This window comes from Stenotrophomonas sp., assembly GCF_035634915.1.
In the GTDB taxonomy this organism is placed as follows: domain Bacteria; phylum Pseudomonadota; class Gammaproteobacteria; order Xanthomonadales; family Xanthomonadaceae; genus Stenotrophomonas.
In genome coordinates, this window is record NZ_DASQCB010000013.1 from 55873 (window position 1) to 75099 (window position 19227).

Annotated in this window: 14 protein-coding genes and 1 riboswitch; of the genes, 8 read left to right on the forward strand and 6 right to left on the reverse strand. The window is 68.5% G+C overall.

Annotation, left to right across the window (positions count from 1 at the left end; all coding sequences use genetic code 11):
• The first annotated feature begins 19 nt into the window (after positions 1-19).
• The 3 genes from VER16_RS10620 (at position 20) to mdtD (ending at position 2911) form a co-directional block, all read left to right on the forward strand.
• Positions 20-259 carry a WGR domain-containing protein gene (locus VER16_RS10620; RefSeq protein ID WP_106468857.1) on the forward strand — a complete coding sequence of 80 codons (240 nt, stop codon included), beginning with the start codon at positions 20-22 and terminating at the stop codon, positions 257-259.
• A 26-nt stretch (positions 260-285) separates the two neighbouring features.
• Entirely contained in the window at positions 286-1368 is a 1083-nt protein-coding gene (gene hemE, locus VER16_RS10625) for a uroporphyrinogen decarboxylase (RefSeq protein ID WP_324807924.1), read from the forward strand.
• A gap of 94 nt (positions 1369-1462) precedes the next feature.
• The gene (gene mdtD, locus VER16_RS10630) at positions 1463-2911 is read left to right on the forward strand and encodes a multidrug transporter subunit MdtD (protein ID WP_324807926.1); all 1449 of its coding nucleotides are present in this window, start codon (positions 1463-1465) and stop codon (positions 2909-2911) included.
• Positions 2912-3461: 550 nt separating this feature from the next.
• Here the strand turns inward: mdtD and VER16_RS10635 are convergent.
• Together VER16_RS10635 and VER16_RS10640 are read right to left on the reverse strand one after the other, a co-directional pair.
• Positions 3462-6992 carry a hybrid sensor histidine kinase/response regulator gene (locus tag VER16_RS10635; RefSeq protein ID WP_324807928.1) on the reverse strand — a complete coding sequence of 1177 codons (3531 nt, stop codon included), beginning with the start codon at positions 6990-6992 and terminating at the stop codon, positions 3462-3464.
• Positions 6993-7089: 97 nt separating this feature from the next.
• Entirely contained in the window at positions 7090-10641 is a 3552-nt protein-coding gene (locus VER16_RS10640) for a hybrid sensor histidine kinase/response regulator (protein WP_324807930.1), read from the reverse strand.
• 164 nt (positions 10642-10805) lie between these two features.
• Between VER16_RS10640 and VER16_RS10645 the strand changes: the two genes are divergently transcribed.
• Genes VER16_RS10645 through VER16_RS10655 form a run of 3 tightly spaced genes read left to right on the forward strand, consistent with a single transcriptional unit; the run spans position 10806 to position 12595 of the window.
• The gene (locus VER16_RS10645) at positions 10806-11450 is read left to right on the forward strand and encodes a YceI family protein (RefSeq protein ID WP_324807932.1); all 645 of its coding nucleotides are present in this window, start codon (positions 10806-10808) and stop codon (positions 11448-11450) included.
• Positions 11447-12019 carry a cytochrome b gene (locus VER16_RS10650; protein ID WP_324807933.1) on the forward strand — a complete coding sequence of 191 codons (573 nt, stop codon included), beginning with the start codon at positions 11447-11449 and terminating at the stop codon, positions 12017-12019. Before VER16_RS10645 ends, VER16_RS10650 begins: the two co-directional genes overlap by 4 nt.
• 3 nt (positions 12020-12022) lie before the next feature.
• The gene (locus VER16_RS10655; RefSeq protein ID WP_324807935.1) at positions 12023-12595 is read left to right on the forward strand and encodes a YceI family protein; all 573 of its coding nucleotides are present in this window, start codon (positions 12023-12025) and stop codon (positions 12593-12595) included.
• Between the two features lie 114 nt (positions 12596-12709).
• Here the strand turns inward: VER16_RS10655 and VER16_RS10660 are convergent, their stop codons facing one another.
• Positions 12710-12937 carry a glutaredoxin family protein gene (locus VER16_RS10660; RefSeq protein ID WP_324807937.1) on the reverse strand — a complete coding sequence of 76 codons (228 nt, stop codon included), beginning with the start codon at positions 12935-12937 and terminating at the stop codon, positions 12710-12712.
• 99 nt (positions 12938-13036) lie between these two features.
• Here VER16_RS10660 and VER16_RS10665 point away from each other — a divergent pair, with 99 nt between their 5' ends.
• On the forward strand, positions 13037-14419 hold the full coding sequence (locus VER16_RS10665; protein ID WP_010482751.1) for an L-serine ammonia-lyase: 1383 nt from the start codon (positions 13037-13039) through the stop codon (positions 14417-14419).
• Between the two features lie 119 nt (positions 14420-14538).
• Positions 14539-15540, forward strand: a complete 1002-nt coding sequence (locus VER16_RS10670) for an alpha/beta hydrolase (RefSeq protein ID WP_324807939.1) — start codon at positions 14539-14541, stop codon at positions 15538-15540.
• Between the two features lie 78 nt (positions 15541-15618).
• Here VER16_RS10670 and VER16_RS10675 read toward each other — a convergent pair whose 3' ends face one another.
• Genes VER16_RS10675 through metX form a run of 3 tightly spaced genes read right to left on the reverse strand, consistent with a single transcriptional unit; the run spans position 15619 to position 18946 of the window.
• Positions 15619-16686, reverse strand: a complete 1068-nt coding sequence (locus VER16_RS10675) for a homoserine dehydrogenase (RefSeq protein WP_324807941.1) — start codon at positions 16684-16686, stop codon at positions 15619-15621.
• On the reverse strand, positions 16683-17918 hold the full coding sequence (locus VER16_RS10680) for an O-succinylhomoserine (thiol)-lyase (RefSeq protein ID WP_324807943.1): 1236 nt from the start codon (positions 17916-17918) through the stop codon (positions 16683-16685). Before VER16_RS10680 ends, VER16_RS10675 begins: the two co-directional genes overlap by 4 nt.
• A complete protein-coding gene (gene metX / locus VER16_RS10685; RefSeq protein ID WP_324807945.1) occupies positions 17915-18946 on the reverse strand; it encodes a homoserine O-succinyltransferase MetX in 1032 nt (343 codons plus the stop codon). Before metX ends, VER16_RS10680 begins: the two co-directional genes overlap by 4 nt.
• A 77-nt stretch (positions 18947-19023) precedes the next feature.
• A riboswitch (SAM riboswitch) is annotated at positions 19024-19142 on the reverse strand.
• Positions 19143-19227: the final 85 nt, after the last annotated feature.

Below are 19227 nucleotides of genomic sequence, written 5' to 3' on the forward strand. Positions count from 1 at the left end.
GGGGCGATACAATCGGCCCATGCACGTCTACCTGCAACATCCCGATGCCGGCGCGCAGGCACCGCGCTTCCTGCGCCTGAGCCTGCAGCCGGACCTGTTCGGCGGCTGGGAACTGCTGCGCGAGAGCGGCCGCGTCGGTGCGCGCTCGCAGCTGCGGCGCGAGCTGTTCCTGCAGGCAGACGAAGCCCGCCATGCCTTCGAGAAGGCCCGCGATGCCGAACTGCATCGCGGCTTCCAGATGCTTTCGCACGGCGACTGACGCCGCTGCCAACTTTCGCCCAAGGAATGCCCATCGTGACCAGCCCCCTCCGCAACGATCGCCTGCTGCGCGCCCTGCGCCGCGAACCGGTGGACTGCACCCCCGTCTGGCTGATGCGCCAGGCCGGTCGCTACCTGCCGGAGTACCGCGCGACCCGGGCCAAGGCCGGCAGTTTCCTGGCCATGGCCAAGAATCCGGAGATCGCCTGCGAAATCACCCTGCAGCCGCTGCGCCGCTTCCCGCTGGACGCGGCCATCCTGTTCTCGGACATCCTCACCATTCCCGATGCGATGGGCCTGGAGCTGTATTTCGTCGAAGGCGAAGGCCCGAAGTTCCGCCACCCGGTGCGCGATGAAGCCGCCATCGCCAGGGTGGCCGTGCCGGACATGGAACAGGACCTGGGCTATGTGATGGACGCAGTGCGCCTGATCCGCCGCGAACTGGACGGCCAGGTGCCGCTGATCGGCTTCTCCGGCAGCCCGTGGACGCTGGCCTGCTACATGGTGGAAGGCGGCGGCAGCAAGGATTTCGCGCGCATCAAGGCGATGGCGCTGAACCACCCGCAGGCCCTGCACCGCCTGCTGGAGGTGACCACCGATGCGGTGATCGCCTACCTGGGCGCGCAGCGCGCGGCCGGCGCGCAGGCCCTGCAGGTGTTCGACACCTGGGGCGGCGTGCTGTCGCCGGCGATGTACCGCGAGTTCTCGCTGCGCTACCTGCAGCGCATCGCCGAAGGCCTGGAACGCGGCGAAGGCAGCGAGCGCACGCCACTGATCCTGTTCGGCAAGGGCACCGGCCTGCACCTGGAAGCACTGTCGCAGACCGGCGCCGATGCGCTGGGCCTGGACTGGACGCTGGATCTGGACGAGGCCCTGCGCCGCACCGGCGGCCGCGTTGCCCTGCAGGGCAACCTCGACCCGACCACGCTGTACGCCTCGCCCGACGCCATCGCTGCCGCCGCCGCGCGCGTGCTCGACACCTATGCGGCCGGCAACGGCGGTTCGCGCGAGGGCCATGTGTTCAACCTCGGCCATGGCATGTCGCCGGACATGGACCCGGCGCACGTGCAGGTGCTGGTCGACGCGGTGCACTCACACAGCCAGCGCTGAAGCAAGCGGGGAACACGTCACGGCGCGGCATTGATCGCGCCGTGACCTGCATTGCGCGATCATGGCAGCCCCACGCTGCACCGGCCCCCACGCCATGTCCGAACCTTCGCCCGCAGGCGCACCCGCACCCGACACCCCCGCATCGCCTGCCGAGTACGCCCGCTTCCGCCCCCTGCTGTGGCTGGTTTCACTGGCCATCTTCATGCAGATGCTCGATTCCACCATCGTCAACACGGCACTGCCGGCGATGGCCAAGAGCCTGGGCGAAAGCCCGCTGCAGATGCAGTCGGTGGTGTTCAGCTATGCCTTGGCCGTGGCCACCTTCATCCCGGCCTCGGGGTGGATCGCCGACCGCTACGGCACCCGCCGCACCTTCCTGGTGGCGATCATCCTGTTCACCCTCGGGTCGCTGGCCTGCGCGCTGGCCCAGCACCTGCACCAGCTGGTGGGCGCGCGCGTGCTGCAGGGCATCGGTGGCGCGATGCTGCTGCCGGTCGGCCGCCTGGCAGTGATGCGCTCGGTGCCACGCGAGGATTTCCTGCGCGCGATGAGCTTCATCGCCATCCCCGCCCTGGTCGGCCCGCTGATCGGCCCCACCCTCGGCGGCTGGCTGGTGGAAATCGCCTCGTGGCACTGGGTGTTCCTGATCAACCTGCCGATCGGCGTGATCGGTTTCATCGCTGCGATGAAGATCATGCCCGACCACTACGCCAGCCACCGCACCCGCTTCGACCTGCGCGGCTACATCATGCTGGCCTTCGCGATGGTGGTGCTGTCGCTGGCGCTGGACGGCATCTCCGGCCTGGGCACGCCGCACGCACTGATCATGCTGATGACCGTGGCCGGCCTGGCCGCGCTGGTTGGCTACTGGCTGCACGCGGCCAATTCCACCGCGCCGCTGTTCTCGCTGGCCCTGTTCCGCGTGCCGAGCTACCGCATCGGCATCCTCGGCAACCTGTTCTCGCGCATCGGCAGCAGCGCCATGCCGATGCTGATCCCGCTGCTGCTGCAGGTCGGCCTCGGCCTGGGCCCGATGCACGCGGGCCTGATGATGGTGCCGGTGGCCGCAGCAGGCATGGTGTCCAAGCAGCTGGCCGTGAAACTGGTCGAACGCTACGGCTACCGCCGCGTGCTGATGATCAACACCGTGCTGGTGGGCTTTGCAATGGCCAGTTTCATCCTGATGGACCCAGGCCAGCACCTGGTCTGGCGCCTGCTGCAGCTGGCGTTCTTCGGTGCGGTCAATTCGCTGCAGTTCACCGTGATGAACACCGTGACCCTGCGTGACCTGGACCGCGAGTACGCCAGTTCCGGCAACAGCCTGCTGTCGATGGTGATGATGCTGGCGGCCGGCTTCGGCGCGGCGGCGGCCGGCAGCCTGCTGGCGGCGTTCGGCACGCACCTGGAAGGCCATGGTGCGACGGCGGCGCTGCATGCGACGTTCATCTGCGTGGGTGCGATCACGCTGACTTCGACGATGATTTTCTGGCAGCTGCCGGATACGAGGCCGGAACCGCGGCAGGTCGAGTCGGTCGCGGAGTAGGTTTTTTCCGGCAGGGCTGCGCCCTGCACCTGCAGAAGCTTCAATCAACGTCAAAAGCGAAGCGGCATTCCGTGGGATGGCGGGGCACTGTCGGCTTGCAGGACACGCCGCCCCACCTCTGACAGGTTCCCGCGTCTGTTGGTAACGGCGATGCGCGGCTTTTGGTAGGTGTCGACCTTGGTCGACACGATTTTTCTGTCAGATATCGAATCAATTCATCCACGCATGGCGTGGATCTACGGTGTCGACCAAGGTCGACACCTACCCCAGCAGATCGCCATTCCGACAGACCCCGTGCCGACCAACGGTCGGCACCCACCAAAGCAGAACGCCGTTCCAACGGATCGCAGAAATCTGTCGAAGGCGGGGTGGGTCCGGTTGAGGGGGTGTGAGCGCCATGGATGGCGCGACCAAGCCCCCATGGATGGGTTTACGGCGTCCCCCTCAACCGGACCCACCCCGCCATCCCACGGAATGCAGGCGTTTGACGTTGACGTTGACGTTGCCCTGGCTTGAAGCAGGTGCAGGGCTGCAAGCCCTGCAAAGAAACCTACCGCCCAAGTACCCGCGCGATCGCTTCAACCAGCAGCTCACCGGTCACCGGCTTGCGCAGGAACCCGTTGATGCCCGCCGCCTCCACCTGCTGCTGCAGGTCCGCATCGGTCCGCGCGGTCACCGCCAGCAGCGGCAGCATGTAGCCCTGGTTGCGCAGGTGCTGGGCCAGCTCGAAACCGCTCAGGCCCGGCAGATCCAGGTCCAGCAGGCCAACGTCGAAATCACCCGCGCTGATCTCGCGCAGCGCCGCCAGCGCGTGGCCGGCATGCACCACCGTGTGGCCGCGTGCGCCCAACAGGCCGACCACCACATCGGCCACGGTCACATCGTCTTCCACCAGCAACACGTGCAACGACGGCATGTTTGCCACCGCATCATCACCCCGCGTCGATTCATCGGCCTGGCCCGCGCCGTCCTGCTGCAGGGGCAGCGGCAGGCTGACTTCGAAGCGGGTGCCGCTGCCCAGTTGGCTCTCCACCCGGATCCTGCCCTGCATGGCCTGCGCCAGCTCGCGGCAGATCGCCAGTCCCAGGCCGCTGCCACCGTACTGCGCGGCCGTGCGTGCGCCATCGGCCTGCTCGAAGCGGCGGAACAGTCGCTGCTGCTGTTCCTGGCTGATGCCCGGGCCGGTGTCGCGCACTTCGAAGTGCAGCCCGCGTGGACCTTCCTCGCAACGTGCGTGCAGGGTGATGGTGCCGCGGCTGGTGAACTTCACTGCATTGGACAGCAGGTTCAGCAGGATCTGCCGCACCCGCATCGCATCGCCCGTGGCCTGCAGGCCCGGCGGCAGCTGGTTGTCCAGCACGAAGCGCAGGCCTTTCTGTGCCGCCAGCGGCCCCATCAGCGCGGCCAGGTCGTGCAGCAGGCCGTTCAATGCGAACGGCTGCGATTGCAGCTCCAGCCGCCCCGATTCGATCCGGGCCAGGTCCAGCGCATCGTTCACCAGGTGCAGCAGGTGCTCGCCGGCATGGCGGATCGACTGCGTGTATCCGCGCTGCTGCGGGTCCAGCGGCGACGCCAGCAGCAGTTCGCTCATGCCCAGCACGCCGGTCATCGGCGTACGTATCTCGTGGCCCAGATTGGCCAGGAACCGCGTCTTCGCAGCGGAGGCCTGTTCGGCCAGTTCCTGCTTGTGCAGGGCCAGCTGATAGGCATGCTTGCGCTGCAGGCGGCGCCGGTACAGCCACGCAAACCAGCTGGTCAGCAGCAGCGCGATCGAGGCCAGCACCAGCACACCGGACAGGCTGCGCCACCACGGCGGCTGTACATGGAATTCCAGGGTCTCCACGCGCGACCACACGTGGTCGGCCGACCGCGCCTGCACTTCCAGCCGGTATGCACCCGGTGGCAGGCGCGAGAACAGGCGTTCACCGGCCGGTCCTACTTCCACCCAGTCCGGGTCGTAGCCGGCCAACCGGTAGCGGTAGCTGTTGGATGCCGAATCGGCGAAGGACAGCAGGCGTGCGACGATCCGCAGGTCGCGATCACCATCGGCGATCTGCAGCGGTGTGTCATGGGTCAGGTCCAGAACCTGCTCGTTGCGGCGCACTTCCACCCGCTCGATCACCAGCGGGGCACGTCGCGTCGAGGGACGCACCAGGCTTGGATCGAAAGCGACCACGCCGGCCGGCGTGCCGGCCACCAGCCGTCCGGTCGGGGTGGCGATCAGGGTGTGGTCGCGGAACTCCTGGCTCGGCAGGCCGTCATGCACGCCGTACAGGCGCACGCTCTGGCCATCAGCGCTTACCCGTACCAGTCCGCGGGCACCGGACGCCCAGGCGACCCCCTGTGCATCGATCACCAGACCGGTCGCGGCGATGGCCGGGTATCCCTGCTCACTGCCGATCACCGCCTGCCGTTCAAGGCGCCCGTTGCGCCAGTGGTAGCGCGACAGGCGCCCGTCCTCGGACAGCCACACCTGTCCATCGGCGCGGACGTCGACGGCATAGACCGGCGTGGCCGGTGCACCGGGCACCGGCTGGAACCGCTGCGCGTCGGGCTGCCACTGCAGCAGGCCACGGCTGCTGGCCAGCCAGATCCGGTCCTGCGGCCCGCATTCGATGTCCATGTTGAGCTGGCCGGCCTGCAGACCGTCGCGGCCATTTTCCAGCTGCCGGCGCAGATGGCCGTCAAGGTCGCGCTGCTGCAGTCCCGACGCCAGCATCACCCACAGGCGCTCGCCGTCACAGGTCACCATCGCATCGATGTTGCCTTCCATCGTGGCATCGGCGCCGCTGTCGCGGTCCCAGCGCCGCAGCGCGCCACTGCGTGGGTCATAGCGCAGCAGCGCGTCGGTCGAACCGACCCAGACCTGTCCGCGCGGATCCTCATGCACCGAGGTCAACCAGTGCATGCCATTGAGGAAGGTGCGGTGCTGTTCGATGTCACCGTTGGCCGGGTCGAACCGGTCCAGCGCACCGTGGCCGCCCACCGTCCATACCCCGCCATTGGCCGAGGGGCTGGTGCCCAGCACGTAGGCATTGCGCAGCGACGACGGATCGTCCTCCAGCCGCGAGAACACCGAGAACTGCCACCAGCGTGGCAGCAGGTGCCACAGCCCGGCATTGGTGCTGGCCAGCCAGATGCCGCCCTCACGGTCCTCATAGGCACCGGTCCAGTTCGGCCGCACCTGGCCACGGGCCACGGCGCTGTACAGCGGCACGGTCTGGAACTGCCCGTTGACCGCGCGCCCGAGGCCGCTGCGGGTGTCAAGCCAGTGGCCGCCCTGTTCATCGCGCAGCATCATGCCCAGCACCTGGTCGCCCGCCGGCAGCGACCAGGGCGGCGTCTCGAAATGGCCGTCGGGGCGCCGCACCGTGGCACCGGACACCGTGCTGATCCACAGGCTGCCATCCGCTTCGGCGGTCAGGCCGTTGACCAGCGGACCACCGGTCTTGGCTGCATCGATCCGCTCGAAATCCGTCCCGGTCCAACGCGCGACACCATGCTTGGTCCCCACCCAGAGACTGCCGTCGGCCAGGGTGGCCAGGTAAGGCACCGAGGCGGCCGGCACGCTGCGCGGGTTGTCCTTTTCGGGCAGGAAACGCTGCAGGCGCTCCTGCGCGTCAAGCCGGTACAGGCCGCCGCCATAGGTGCCAAACCAGATGGCACCGTCCGGTGTGGAGGCCAGGCTCCACACCGTGTTGCTGGCCATCAGCGGCTGGCTGCTGCGGTCGTAGAAACGCAGCTGCCGGCGATCGGCCGACATCCGCACCACGCCGGCGTTCTCGGTGCCGATCCACAACTCGTTATGGGCATCGACCAGGACCGTCCAGATGCGGTTGTCGCGCAGCCCGTCCTCGGAGCGCCAGACACGGTAGTTACGCCCGTCATAGCGGGCCAGGCCGTCATTGGTGGCGATCCACAGGTAGCCGTAACGGTCTTCGGCCATGCGGTTGACGGTATTGGATGGCAGGCCGTCGAAGACGGTCACCTGCCGCGGCGTCGGCGGCACCGGCTGTGCGGCGGCGGGCGCCAGGACGCACAGCAGGATCAGCAGCAGCGTCACCGCCCGCAGATACGCCACCGATTGCCTCCTAACGCTGCCTGTTGATGGACCCCGCGTTGCGCGGCGTCGGCATGGTAAACCGAATGCGGGGCATTCACGCCACTTAGTGACACGATCAGACATCCACCTCGCGTTTTGCCCGGGCCTGCTGGATCGCCGACACCAGCAGGTCACCGGTCACCGGCTTGCGCAGGAAACCGTCGAAACCAGCGGCCAGCACCTGGGTTTCGGCATACGCATCCGAGCGCGCGGTCACCGCTACCAGGGGCAGCTCATAGCCCAGCGCGCGCAGCTGGCGGGCGATGGCGGTGCCATCCAGCGCCGGCAGGTCCAGGTCGAGCAGACCGACGTCGAAGCCCTCGGTGGCGATCTCCGACAGCGCCGCCAGCCCATGCAGCACGTGCACCACCTGGTGCCCCCGTGCGCGCAGCAGGCCGGCGATGACCTCGGCCACGGTGACATCGTCCTCCACCAGCAGGATGCGAAGCGATGGCAGCAGGGCCGGCACCGGGCGCAGCGCGGTCTCGTTCTGCGGCGGTGGCGCCGCCTGCCGGGCCCAGGGCAGGGGAACCCGCACGCGGAAGCGCGCGCCCTTGCCTGGCTGGCTGTCCACGTCGATGCGCCCGCCCATCGCGACCGCCAGTTCCTGGCAGATCGCCAGGCCCAGCCCACTGCCGCCATAGCGCGAGGCGGTGCGCGGCCCATCGGCCTGTTCGAAACGGTGGAACAACCGGCGCTGCTGCTCGGTGTCGATGCCCGGGCCGCTGTCGCTGACCTCGAAGGTCACCGCAGCGCCACCGTCCTCCAGCTGCGCGCCCAGACCCACATGACCGCGATCGGTGAACTTGACCGCGTTGCCGAGCAGGTTCAGCAGGATCTGCCGCACCCGCATTTCATCGCCGCTGACACTGATCGGCCCCGGCAGCGCATCCTCGCGCCGGAACACCAGCTGCCGCTGCTGCGCCATCGGCTGCATCAGCGCCTGCACCTGGTCGAGCAGGCCGTTCAGATCGAACGGGCGGATATCCAGCTCCAGCCGGCCCGCTTCGATGCGGGCCAGATCCAGAGCGTCATTCACCAGCCGCAGCAGGTGGCTGCCAGCCTGCTGGATCGAGCCGGCGTAGCCGCGCTGCACCGGGTCCAGTTCGGTGGCCAGCAGCAGCTCGCTCATGCCCAGCACCCCGGTCATCGGCGTGCGCACCTCATGGCCCAGCGTGGCCAGGAAGCGGCTCTTGGCCTGCGAGGCCTGTTCTGCCAGCTGCTGCTTGTGCACGGTCAACTGCCACTGCTGGCGCCGCCGCAGGCGCCGGCGGATCGACCACACCAGCACCAGCAGCAACAGCGAGCCCAGCATCAGGTAGCCGAAGATGGCCATGCCGCTGCGCCACCAGGGTGGCAGCACCTTGACCTGCAGCCGCTGCGAGGCCGTCCACGCGCCACTGGCGGTGGCCGCCTGCACCTCGATCGCGTACAGCCCGGGCGGCAGCCGTGACAGCGTGCGCTGGCCATCGCCGCCCTGCTCCACCCAGTTCTGGTCATATCCTTCGACGCGGAACCGGTAGCGGTTGCCCTGCGGATTGGCATAGGACAGCAGGCGCGCATCGATCTGCAGATCCCGATCATCCGGGCCCAGCAGCAACGTGCCGTTGGACGGCAGCGGCTGCCAGCCGCGCGCGTCGTCGCGGCGCACACGCACCTGCGCGATCACCAGCTGCGAAGGTGGCAGTTCCACGTCCGCTGCGTTGGGATCGAAGCCGACCAGCCCGGTCTGGGTCACCGCCAGTACCCGGCCATCGGCGCCGATGGCCGGCGGCCGGCCGGTGAACTCCGCGTCGGGCAGCCCATCGCGTTCGTTGAACTGCTGCACGCGCCGCGTCTGCGGGTCCCAGCGCAGCAGCCCGCGCGGCGTGGTCGCCCACAACCGGCCATCGGCAGCCAACGCCAGGCCGCCCATGCTGACCGGCGGCATGCCGTGGGTGGCGTCGACGCGCTGGATCAGGCGCAGGCCCAGGCCATCCCACTGGTAGCGTTCGAATGCGCCCTGCCGTGCCAGCCACAGCTGCTGCGGATCGATCCAGACCAGATCGAAGATCTGCCCCTGCGACACCCCCGGCACGGCAACGAAGCGGTCGGCCTGCTCCCGCCAGATGCCCATCGCCCCGACCAGCCAGGCCTGGCCGCGCGCATCGAAGCGGATCTGCTCCACCGGTGCATCGCCTTCGCCACGCAATGCCCCCAGCTCGATGCTGCGCAGCACGCGACCATCGGCGCTGCGCTGCTGCAGGCCGAAATTCATCACTGACACCCACACCGTGCCATCCGGGGCCTGCCGCATCAGGTCGATACGCTGGCGCAGGTCGGATCCTCCAGCGATGGGCCAGTCACGCAGCGTACGCCGGGCCGGGTCGTAGACGCTGAGGCGTCCGGCGCGCCCCAGCCACAACGTGCCATCCGGCCGCGGCAGCACCGACCACACCGCACCACTGCCAAGCTGCTGGTCGCTGGCCAGCAGGCTCAACGTGCCCTGCGCGTTGATCTGGTAGACACCATGGGCCGAGCCGATGAAATAGCTGTGGCCATCGCTGGCCGCACTGAGCAGGTACTGGCTGTCCAGCGGCCGGCCGTCCAGCTGGTACCAGGTGGAAAAGCGCCGCCAGTCCGGTGGCAGGTAGGCCAGGCCCTGGGTCAGCAGGGCCACCCACATGCCACCTTCGTGGTCCTGCAGCAGATCCAGCACGCCGCTATGGCGGGTCAGGAAACCACTGCCACGGTCACCTTCCAGCCGCCGCAGCTGGCGGGCGTCGCCGCGCAGCAGGCCATCGGACGTGCCGGCCCAGTAGCCCCCCTGGCGGTCGGCCAGCACCATGGCCGAGCGCAGCTGGGCACTGTCGGCCCACCCCGGCCGGCTGACCCGGTCCTGCGCATCGATCCGGTACAGGCCATCGTTCTGGGTACCGATCCAGATCGCGCCCTCGGCGTCGCGGCTCAGCCGCAGCACGCTGACGGCACCCAGTGCACGCGCGGCCACCGTTTCGAATGCGGTGCCATTCCAGCGTGCCACGCCCGCCTCGGTCCCCAACCACAGACGTCCCTGCGCATCGACCAGGCTGCTGTAGATGGTGTCGCTGGGCAGCCCGCCCGGCGCCTGCCGGAAGAAGCGCAGGCTGCCGTCCTCGCCGAGGCGACAGACGCCATGGGTACTGCTGCCGACCCACAGCGCATCCTCGGCATAGGCCAGGGTCCAGGCCTGGCCCTGGCATTGGTTGTTCAGCGTATCGAAGGAGGTGAAGCGCTCGCGATCCACATCCAGCCGGGCCACGCCCTTGCCGTTGATGCCGACCCAGATGCGGTCGAACGGATCGACCAGCAACGTCTCGATTTCGTTGCCCGGCAGCGAACCGGGCTGGTCCGGATCGTGCTGCCAGACCCGCAGGGTGCCGCCGTCGTAGCGCGCCAGCCCGCCGTCGGTGGCCGCCCAGATGTGCCCACTGCGGTCTTCGGCCAAGGCCAGGACCATGCGCGAGGGCAAACCTTCGGCCGCGCCGAACCGGCGCAGGCGCGGTGTTTCACCTGCCATGTCCAATGCCGCCGCCGAGCTGGCCAATGCCATCAGCAACAGACCTGCCCCTGCGATGCACCGCCAGTACCGGCGCCAGCCGCTCTTCATCCTGAACCCCCTGTCCTGCACCGATTGTCACACAGGGCCGCGTTCATCGCTGCAACAGGCCGTTTCCAGCGGCATTGCCACCACGAACTGTTGCAGCCATGCACACAGCGCAGTGCGGGGGCTGTGCGTATGATCGAGCCACCTTTCCGCCGAGCCCGTCGCCGATGCGTTTCTGCCTGGTCCTGCTGCCCCTGCTGCTTGCCGCTGCCCCGGCGTGGGCCGGCAACGATGCCTGGCGCATCGACCCGGTGCACACCCGCGTGCTGTTTTCCATCGACCATGCCGGCTACTCCCAGGCGATGGGCACGATCTCCGGCAGTGCGGGGCAATTGCGGTTCGATCCCGACAATTGGCGGGAAGCGACGCTCGATGTCGAGATTCCCGTGTCGCGATTGGACCTCGGTGACGACAAGTGGAACCAGGCCACTCTGGCCCGCAGCCTGCTGGATGGCGAGCGGTTCCCGACCGCACGCTTTGTCTCCAGCGATGTCGAGCCGGTCGATGACAAGCACGCCAGAGTGACCGGCACCCTCACCCTGCGCGGCGTCAGCCAACCGGTGGTACTGGATGTCACCCTCAACGCGGTCAAGCGCTATCCGCTACCGCCGTTCCGCCGCACCGTCGGCTTCTCGGCCACCACCACGCTCAGCCGCCGCGCCTTCGGCATCACCGCATGGCCGGGCGTGATCGGTGATGCCGTAGAGGTGAGGATCGAGGCCGAAGCGGCGTTCGACCGCAGCGATGCCCCGGGAACTCCCGCCCCTGATTCCCACTCCGACAGCACGACGGCCCCCAAGGATTCCCGATGACCGCCAAGAACACTCCCGCCGCCTGGGGCAGTGTCAGCCAGACTCTGCACTGGTTGATCGCCCTGCTCATCCTTGCCCTGGGCATCGTCGGCCTGACCATGGGTGAACTGCCGAAGACCCCGAAGTACTTCTGGGTCTACACCGCGCACAAGTCGATCGGCATCACCGTGCTGGCCCTGGTGCTGTTCCGCCTGGGCTGGCGCCTGTATGCCGGCGCGCCGAAGCCGGTACCGGGCGTGCCCAGCTGGCAGGAACGCATCGCCAGCGCCACCCACGTGCTGCTCTACGTGCTGATGTTTGCCATCCCGCTGTCCGGCTGGCTGTACGACTCGGCCAGCGGCCTGCGTCCGTTCCGCTGGTTCGGCCTGGTCAACGTGCCCAAGCTGAGCGGCCCCGACCCGCAGACCGTCGCGGTGTCCCATGCCATCCACGAATACGGTTTCTGGCTGTTGATCGCGGTGGTGCTGGCCCATGCCGGCGCTGCCTTCTACCACCACCTGTTCCAGCGTGATGCCACCCTGTCGCGGATGTTGCCGCGCGGCTGGCTCGCCTCCCCCCAGAAGGACTGACCGATGACCCTGAAACTGACCACCCCGGCCGCCGTGGCCGCCGCCCTCGCCGGTATGCTTGCCACCGCCCCGGTGCTGGCCGCCGATTACGCGCAGGCCCCCGGCGCCGGCTCGATCCTGGTGTTCGCCACCAAGTACGACGGCGAAGTGTTCACCGGCAGCTTCCCGGGCTTTGCCACCAAGCTCAGCTTCGACCCGGCCAATCCGGCCGCCGGTTCGCTGGACGTGGTGATTCCGCTGGCCGGCGCCAGGAGCGGCAACAGCGACCGTGACTCGACCCTGCAGGGCGCGGACTTCTTCAACGTCGGCAAGTTCGCCACCGCGCACTACACCGCCAAGGGCTTCCGCGCCGTGGGCAACGACCAGTACGCCGCCGACGGCACCTTGGAACTGCGCGGCGTCAGCAAGCCGGTCACCCTCACCTTCACCTGGAAGCCGGGCACCCAACCGGTGCTGACCGGCAAGGCGACGGTCAAGCGCTTGGACTTCGGCGTGGGCGGCGGCGACTGGGTCGACACCAAGACCATCCCGGACGAGACCTCGATCAGCACGATCGTGAAGTTCGACGCGAAATGAGCCATGGGCCGGGGCACCGCCCCGGCCGCCTCCTGTAGAGCCGAGCCATGCTCGGCTGCCGCGTCCGCCGCGTGTGCCGCGACCGCATCGGCCGCCGGGCCATGCCCGACGGGTTCACCCGGCTGCCAGCCAGGCCTGCACACCTGCCGCATCGAATGGCCAGTCCAGCTCGCGGTCGCCGGCTTCGTCACGCAGTACCGGCACCCGCGCGCCATAGCGCGCTTCCAGCCCGGGCTGGTCGTCCAGAAACACGGATTCGAACTCCGGCGCCCGCGCCTTGGCCAGCTCGGCCAGGGCCATGTCGCACAGGTGGCAATCGTCACGCTGGAACAGGGTCAACACCGGTCTGGCCCCCTTGCTGGAAATGCTGCGCCGCAGCCATCGGTTGCGGCATGAACCGCTAGAATAGCGGTCTCTTCCGGTACCCGCAGTACGGCAACCATGGCTGTCAGCACGTTCGACGTTTTCAAGATCGGCATTGGTCCGAGTTCCTCGCACACCGTCGGGCCGATGAAGGCCGCCGAGCGCTTCATCCACCGCTGGCTGCTCGACCCGGGCCGGTTGCACGAAGTGGCGCGCATCCGCGCCGACGTCTACGGCTCGCTGGCGCTGACCGGCCGCGGCCACGGTACCGACAAGGCGATCCTGCTTGGCCTGGAAGGCCAGCGTCCGAACCTGATCGACCCGGACATCATCCCGGCCACCCTGGAGCGCATCCGCAGCAGCAAGCGCATCCAGCTGATGGGCCAGCACGAGATCGCCTTCGACGAGAAGCGCGACCTCGGCATGAACAAGCGTCAGAAGCTGCCGTACCACACCAATGGCATGCGCTTCACCGCGTACAACGCCGAGGACGAAGTGATCGCCACCCGCGATTACTACTCCGTGGGTGGCGGCTTCGTGGTCAACCAGGACGACGCGGCCGATGACCGCATCGTTCCCGATGAAACCCCGCTGCCCTACCCGTTCAAGAGCGGTGACGAACTGCTGGCACAAACTGCACGTAGCGGCCTGAGCATTGCCCAGCTGATGTTCGAGAACGAAAAATGCTGGCGCAGCGAGGACGAGATCCGTGCCCAGCTGCGCGAGATCTGGAGCGCGATGCAGTCGTGCGTGGCACGCGGCATCCGCGAGGAAGGCGTGCTGCCAGGCGGCCTGAAGGTGGGCCGCCGCGCACCGGCGCTGTACCGCGAGCTGTCGTCCAAGCCGGAAGCGGCGATGCGCGACCCGCTGACCACGCTGGACTGGGTCAACCTGTACGCACTGGCGGTGAACGAAGAGAACGCTGCCGGTGGCCGCGTGGTCACCGCACCAACCAACGGGGCGGCCGGCGTGCTGCCGGCGGTGCTGCATTACTTCGACCGTTTCTGCCCGGGCGCGAACGAGCAGCGCGTGTTCGACTTCCTGCTGACCTCGGCGGCGATCGGCATCCTGTACAAGGAAAACGCCTCGATCTCCGGCGCCGAAGTCGGCTGCCAGGGCGAAGTGGGCGTGGCCTGCTCGATGGCCGCCGGCGGCCTGGTGGCCGCGCTGGGCGGCAACCCCAGCCAGATCGAGAACGCCGCGGAAATCGGCATGGAACACAACCTCGGCCTGACCTGCGACCCGATCGGCGGCCTGGTGCAGATTCCGTGCATCGAGCGCAACGCGATGGGCGCTGTGAAGGCGATCAACGCCTCGCGCATGGCCATGCGCGGCGACGGCAAGCACAAGGTCTCGCTGGACAAGGTCATCAAGACCATGCGCGATACCGGCCGCGACATGCAGGACAAGTACAAGGAAACCAGCCGCGGTGGCCTGGCGGTGAACGTCATCGAGTGCTGAGGGCTGGCGGTGCCGGCACGGCGGGGTTGCGCGGACGAACGGTCGACTCTACCCCCCGGCTGGCGACACCATCACCGTCTTGCGGTTAGGCTCGGGGTTCCCCTGCCCCGGACTGCCCCATGCGCGTGATCGCCGCCGCCCTGCTTGCCTGCCTGCCGTTGTCCGCCCTGGCCGCGCCGCCACCGACCTACGGCGCGCGCCTGGAAGGCTTTGATTACGGCTATCCGGTGAAGACCTTCGCCCTGCAGTCGCAGGGCCAGCCGCTGGAAATGACCTACCTGGACGTCACGCCGAAGAAGAAGGCGATCGGCGTCGTCGTGCTGCTGCACGGCAAGAACTTCTGCGCGGCCACCTGGCAGCAGACCATCGCACCGTTGGTGGCCGCCGGCTACCGGGTGATCGCACCGGACCAGGTGGGCTTCTGCAAGGCCAGCAAGCCCCAGCGCTATCAATACTCGTTCGGCCAACTGGCCGCCAACACCCACGCGCTGCTGCAGCAGCTGCAGCTGGGCGACCAGCCGGTGCACCTGGTCGGCCACTCGATGGGCGGCATGCTCGCCATCCGCTACGCGCTGATGTACCCGCAGGAGCTGCGCAGCCTGTCGCTGGTCAATCCGATCGGCCTGGAAGACTGGAAGGCTTTGGGCGTGCCGTGGCGCAGCGTCGACGAGTGGTATGCCGGCGAACTGAAGAGCAGCTATGACAGCATCCGCCGCTACCAGCTGGACGTGTACTACGACGGCCAGTGGAAGCCTGCTTACGAGCACTGGGCGCGCATGCAGTCGGGCATGTACGAAGGCGCGGGCAAGCAGGCGGTGGCCTGGAGCCAGGCGCTGACCTCGGACATGGTGTTCAACCAGCCGGTGGTCTACGAACTGAAGCACCTGCAGGTGCCAACGGCCTTGTTCATCGGCCAGAAGGACCGCACTGCGATCGGCCGCGACCGCGCCTCGCCGGAACTGAAGGCCACGCTGGGCAACTACCCCACGCTGGGCAAGGCCGCCGCCGCCGCGATTCCCGGCGCAACCCTGGTCGAGTTCGCCGGGCTGGGGCACTCACCGCAGGTGCAGGATCCAAAGCAGTTCAACGCCGCGCTGTTGAAGGTGTTGAAGACCCGTTGAAATACCGATCCGCCGGGCCAGGTCCGGCGGACATGGGGGTAGCGCCGGGCCATGCCCGGCGAGCGCAGCAGCAGGCCGTCAACCGGCAATCCGCAGCACATCATCCAACAGTGCTGCGGCGGTCACTTCCGCACCCGCACCCGGGCCCTGGATCAGAAGCGGCTGCTGCCGGTAGCGGTCGCTGTGGATGGCCACGCGGTTGTCGGTGCCCGCGCCCTGTGCCAGCGGATGGTCAGCCGCCAGCTCACGCAGGCCGACCTGTGCGCCATTGGCATCAACGCGCCCGACGAAGCGCAGCACCCGGCCCTGCGCGTGCGCCTGCTGCCAGCGCGCCTGCAGCGGCGCATCCAGTTGTTCCAGCGCGGACAACGCCTCAGCCAACGGCACGTCTGCCAGCGCCGCCGGCACCAGCGACTCCACCTGCACCTGCGCCGCATCCAGCGCCAGCCCGCTGCTGCGGGCCAGGATCAACAGCTTGCGCCGCACGTCCTCGCCGGACAGGTCCACGCGCGGATCGGGCTCGGTGTAGCCGGCGTCCAGCGCTTCGCGCACCGCCAGCGAAAACGGTGAGCGGCCGTCGTAGCGATGGAACAACCAGGCCAGCGAACCGGACAGCACGCCTTCGATGGCATGGATGTGGTCGCCGCCGGCCACCAGCGCGCGCAGGCTGCTCAGCAGCGGCAGGCCAGCGCCGACGGTGGCACTGTCACCATAGCGGGCACCGGTATCGGCGCAGCGCTCGGCGATGGCCTGCGCACGCGCCAGCTGCGCACCGCGGCCCAGTTTGTTGGCCGTCACCACGTGCACGCCACGGGCCAGCCAGTGCACATGGCGCGCGGCCACATCTTCGCTGGCGGTGGCATCGACCACCACGTCGCCACGTTCCAGCCCTTCGGTGCCGGCCCACGGCGGCGAACTCTGCCCGTCACGCGGGGCACGCCGGGCCAGTTCCAACGGCAGTGCAAGATCACGATCAATGGCCAGCGCCGTGCGCGAGTTGGCCAGCCACTGCACGCTGGGCAGGTCCAGGCCACGCGCCTGCAGCGCCTGGTAACGCTGCACGAATGCCGTGCCCACCGTGCCGGTGCCGAGCAGGGCCAGGCGGCCACCGCCCAGCGCGGGAATGTCAGCGGCCAGCGCGCTCATGCATCCACCACCTGTTTGCGGCGCACGCCAGCGCCGATCACCGCCTCGGCACGCTGCAGCGCGGCGTCGAGGTCGGCCAGCAGGTCACGCTCGGCTTCGATGCCCACCGACAGGCGCAGCAGGCCTTCGCTGATGCCGGCCGCAGCGCGTGCCTCCGCCGTCATCGCCGCATGGGTCATGGTGGCCGGATGTGCGACCAGGCTTTCCACGCCGCCCAGCGATTCGGCCAGGGTGAAGCAGCGCAGCCCATCGACGAAGGCACGCACCGCGGCGTGCGGATCCTCGCCTTCGCAGGCGGCCAGTTCAAAGGACAGCATGGCGCCGAAACCGCTCTGCTGGCGTGCGGCGATGGCATGGCCGGGATGGTCGGCCAGGCCGGGGTAATAGACACGTGCCACCGCCGGATGTGCGTCCAGCAGGGCCACGATCGAGGCGGTGTTTTCCTGGTGAACACGCAGGCGTGCATCCAGCGTGCGCAGGCCGCGCAGGGTCAGGAAGGCATCGAACGGCGAGCCGGTCAGGCCCAGCGCATTGCCCCACCACACCAGCTGCTCGTGCACCGCCGGATCGGCTGCGATCACTGCGCCGCCCACCACGTCACTGTGGCCGTTGATGTACTTGGTGGTTGAATGCAGCACCACGTCGGCACCGAACGACAGCGGCTGCTGCAGGGCCGGCGACAGGAAGGTGTTGTCCACCACAACCTTCGCGCCGGCCTTGTGCGCGGCATCGATGACGAAACGCAGATCGGTGATGCGCAGCAGCGGATTGGAGGGCGTCTCGATCAGCACCAGCTTCGGCTGGCTGGCCAGCGCCTGGGCCAGCGCGCGCGGGTCGGTGAGGTCGGCGGTGACCAGGGTGAAGTGGCCCTTCTTGGCCAGCGCATTGAACAGGCGCCAGCTGCCGCCGTACGCGTCGTGCGGCACCACCAGCGTATCGCCCGGTTCCAGCAGTGCGTTCAGCACCAGGTTGATCGCGCCCATGCCGGTGGCGGTGATCACGCCGCCAGCGCCGCCTTCAAGCTCGGCCAGCGCTTCGCCCAGCAGGTCGCGGGTCGGGTTGCCGCTGCGCGTGTAGTCGTACTGCCGCTTGTTGCCGAAGCCTTCGAAGCTGAAGTTGGACGACAGCACGATCGGCGGGGTGACCGCACCGTGGGCGGTGTCGCGGTCGATGCCGGCGCGGACAGCGGCAGTGGTGCGGCTACAGGACGGCTCGTTGGCGTGCAGGCTCATGCGGACTCTCCAGAAGTGCGGAAGGCGGTAACGAGGATCGCGTCGATGCGATCGGTTTCTTTGAGGAAGGCGTCGTGGCCATAGGGCGAGCGCAGCACGCGCAGGCTGCCGCGTGGGCCCAGCCCTTCAACCAGGCCGACCAGGTCGGCCAGCGGCACCAGACGGTCACCTTCCACGGCCACCACCACGGTGGGCGGCAGGATGGCGGCAGGGTCGACGCGGTGCAGGTCGATCGATTCGGACAGGCGCAGATAGGCGGTCACCGGTGTGCGCGCCACGTACTGCGCGCCGGCGGCATCGAGATAGTCTTCGGCGGCCACGCGCACGCGGCCGTTGACCACCTCCGGCGCCGCGTCGAAGCGCTCGCCGAACTCTTCCGGGGTGCGGTAGCTGAGCATGGCGAACTGGCGGGCCAGGGCCAGGCCGTGGTCTTCGCCGCACTGCAGCTGGCCCAGCGCAACGGCACGGCGCTGCAGCGCGCGCCAGGCGGCGGCATACGGATGCGGGCGGTGGGCGCCACTGGCCAGCACCAGCTGGCGCACGCGGCTGCGGTGGCGGATCGCGAACTGCTGGCCGACCAGCGCGCCATAGGAATAGCCGACGAAGGCCTTCAGCGTGCGGATGCCGAGATGGTCCAGCAGCAACGCCAGCGCATCGGCCTGGTCGGCGGTATCGATCGGCACGTCCAGCGCGCCATCGGCACCGATGAAATCGAAGGCCAGCACGCGCAGCTGCTGCGGATCCAGCGCGCGGCCACTGCCGACCAGGCCTTCGGCCCAGCCCTTTTCGCTGAACTGTGCATTGGAGGCGACATGGCGATGGGCGGAAATACCACCGGCCAGTACCACCACCGGCGCGTCGGCCGGCCCCACCCACTCGTAGCGCAGGCGCACCGGGCTGGGCCCGGCGTGGCGCATCGACAGCACGGCGGCGAACTCGCCGCGCTCGGCGTGCACGCGGTCATCGACCGGCACGCTGACGGGGACAAAGGATTCGGGGCGGGCGGCAATGCTGGGGGCGAAGCTCATGGCGGGATCCGTGTGGGGAATCGGCCATCGAGCCTTCGCGGGGCTCGCGTTCGAGATGCACGTGCGGTGCATGGTTCGAACCATCTTTCGGTGGACGCCACGGTCCCCGCAGGATTTGGCACCTACGCGGACGCTTTCGCGTCTGCGGGCTGCCCCGGCTTCAAAGGGCCTGTCCCTCTGCCGGTCTCGATGGTGGAACCACGATGCCAGCCCTTTCCGCCCCTGTCAATCCCTTCATGCGGATAAAGCGATGGAATAAATGAACCACCATTCCGGGAACT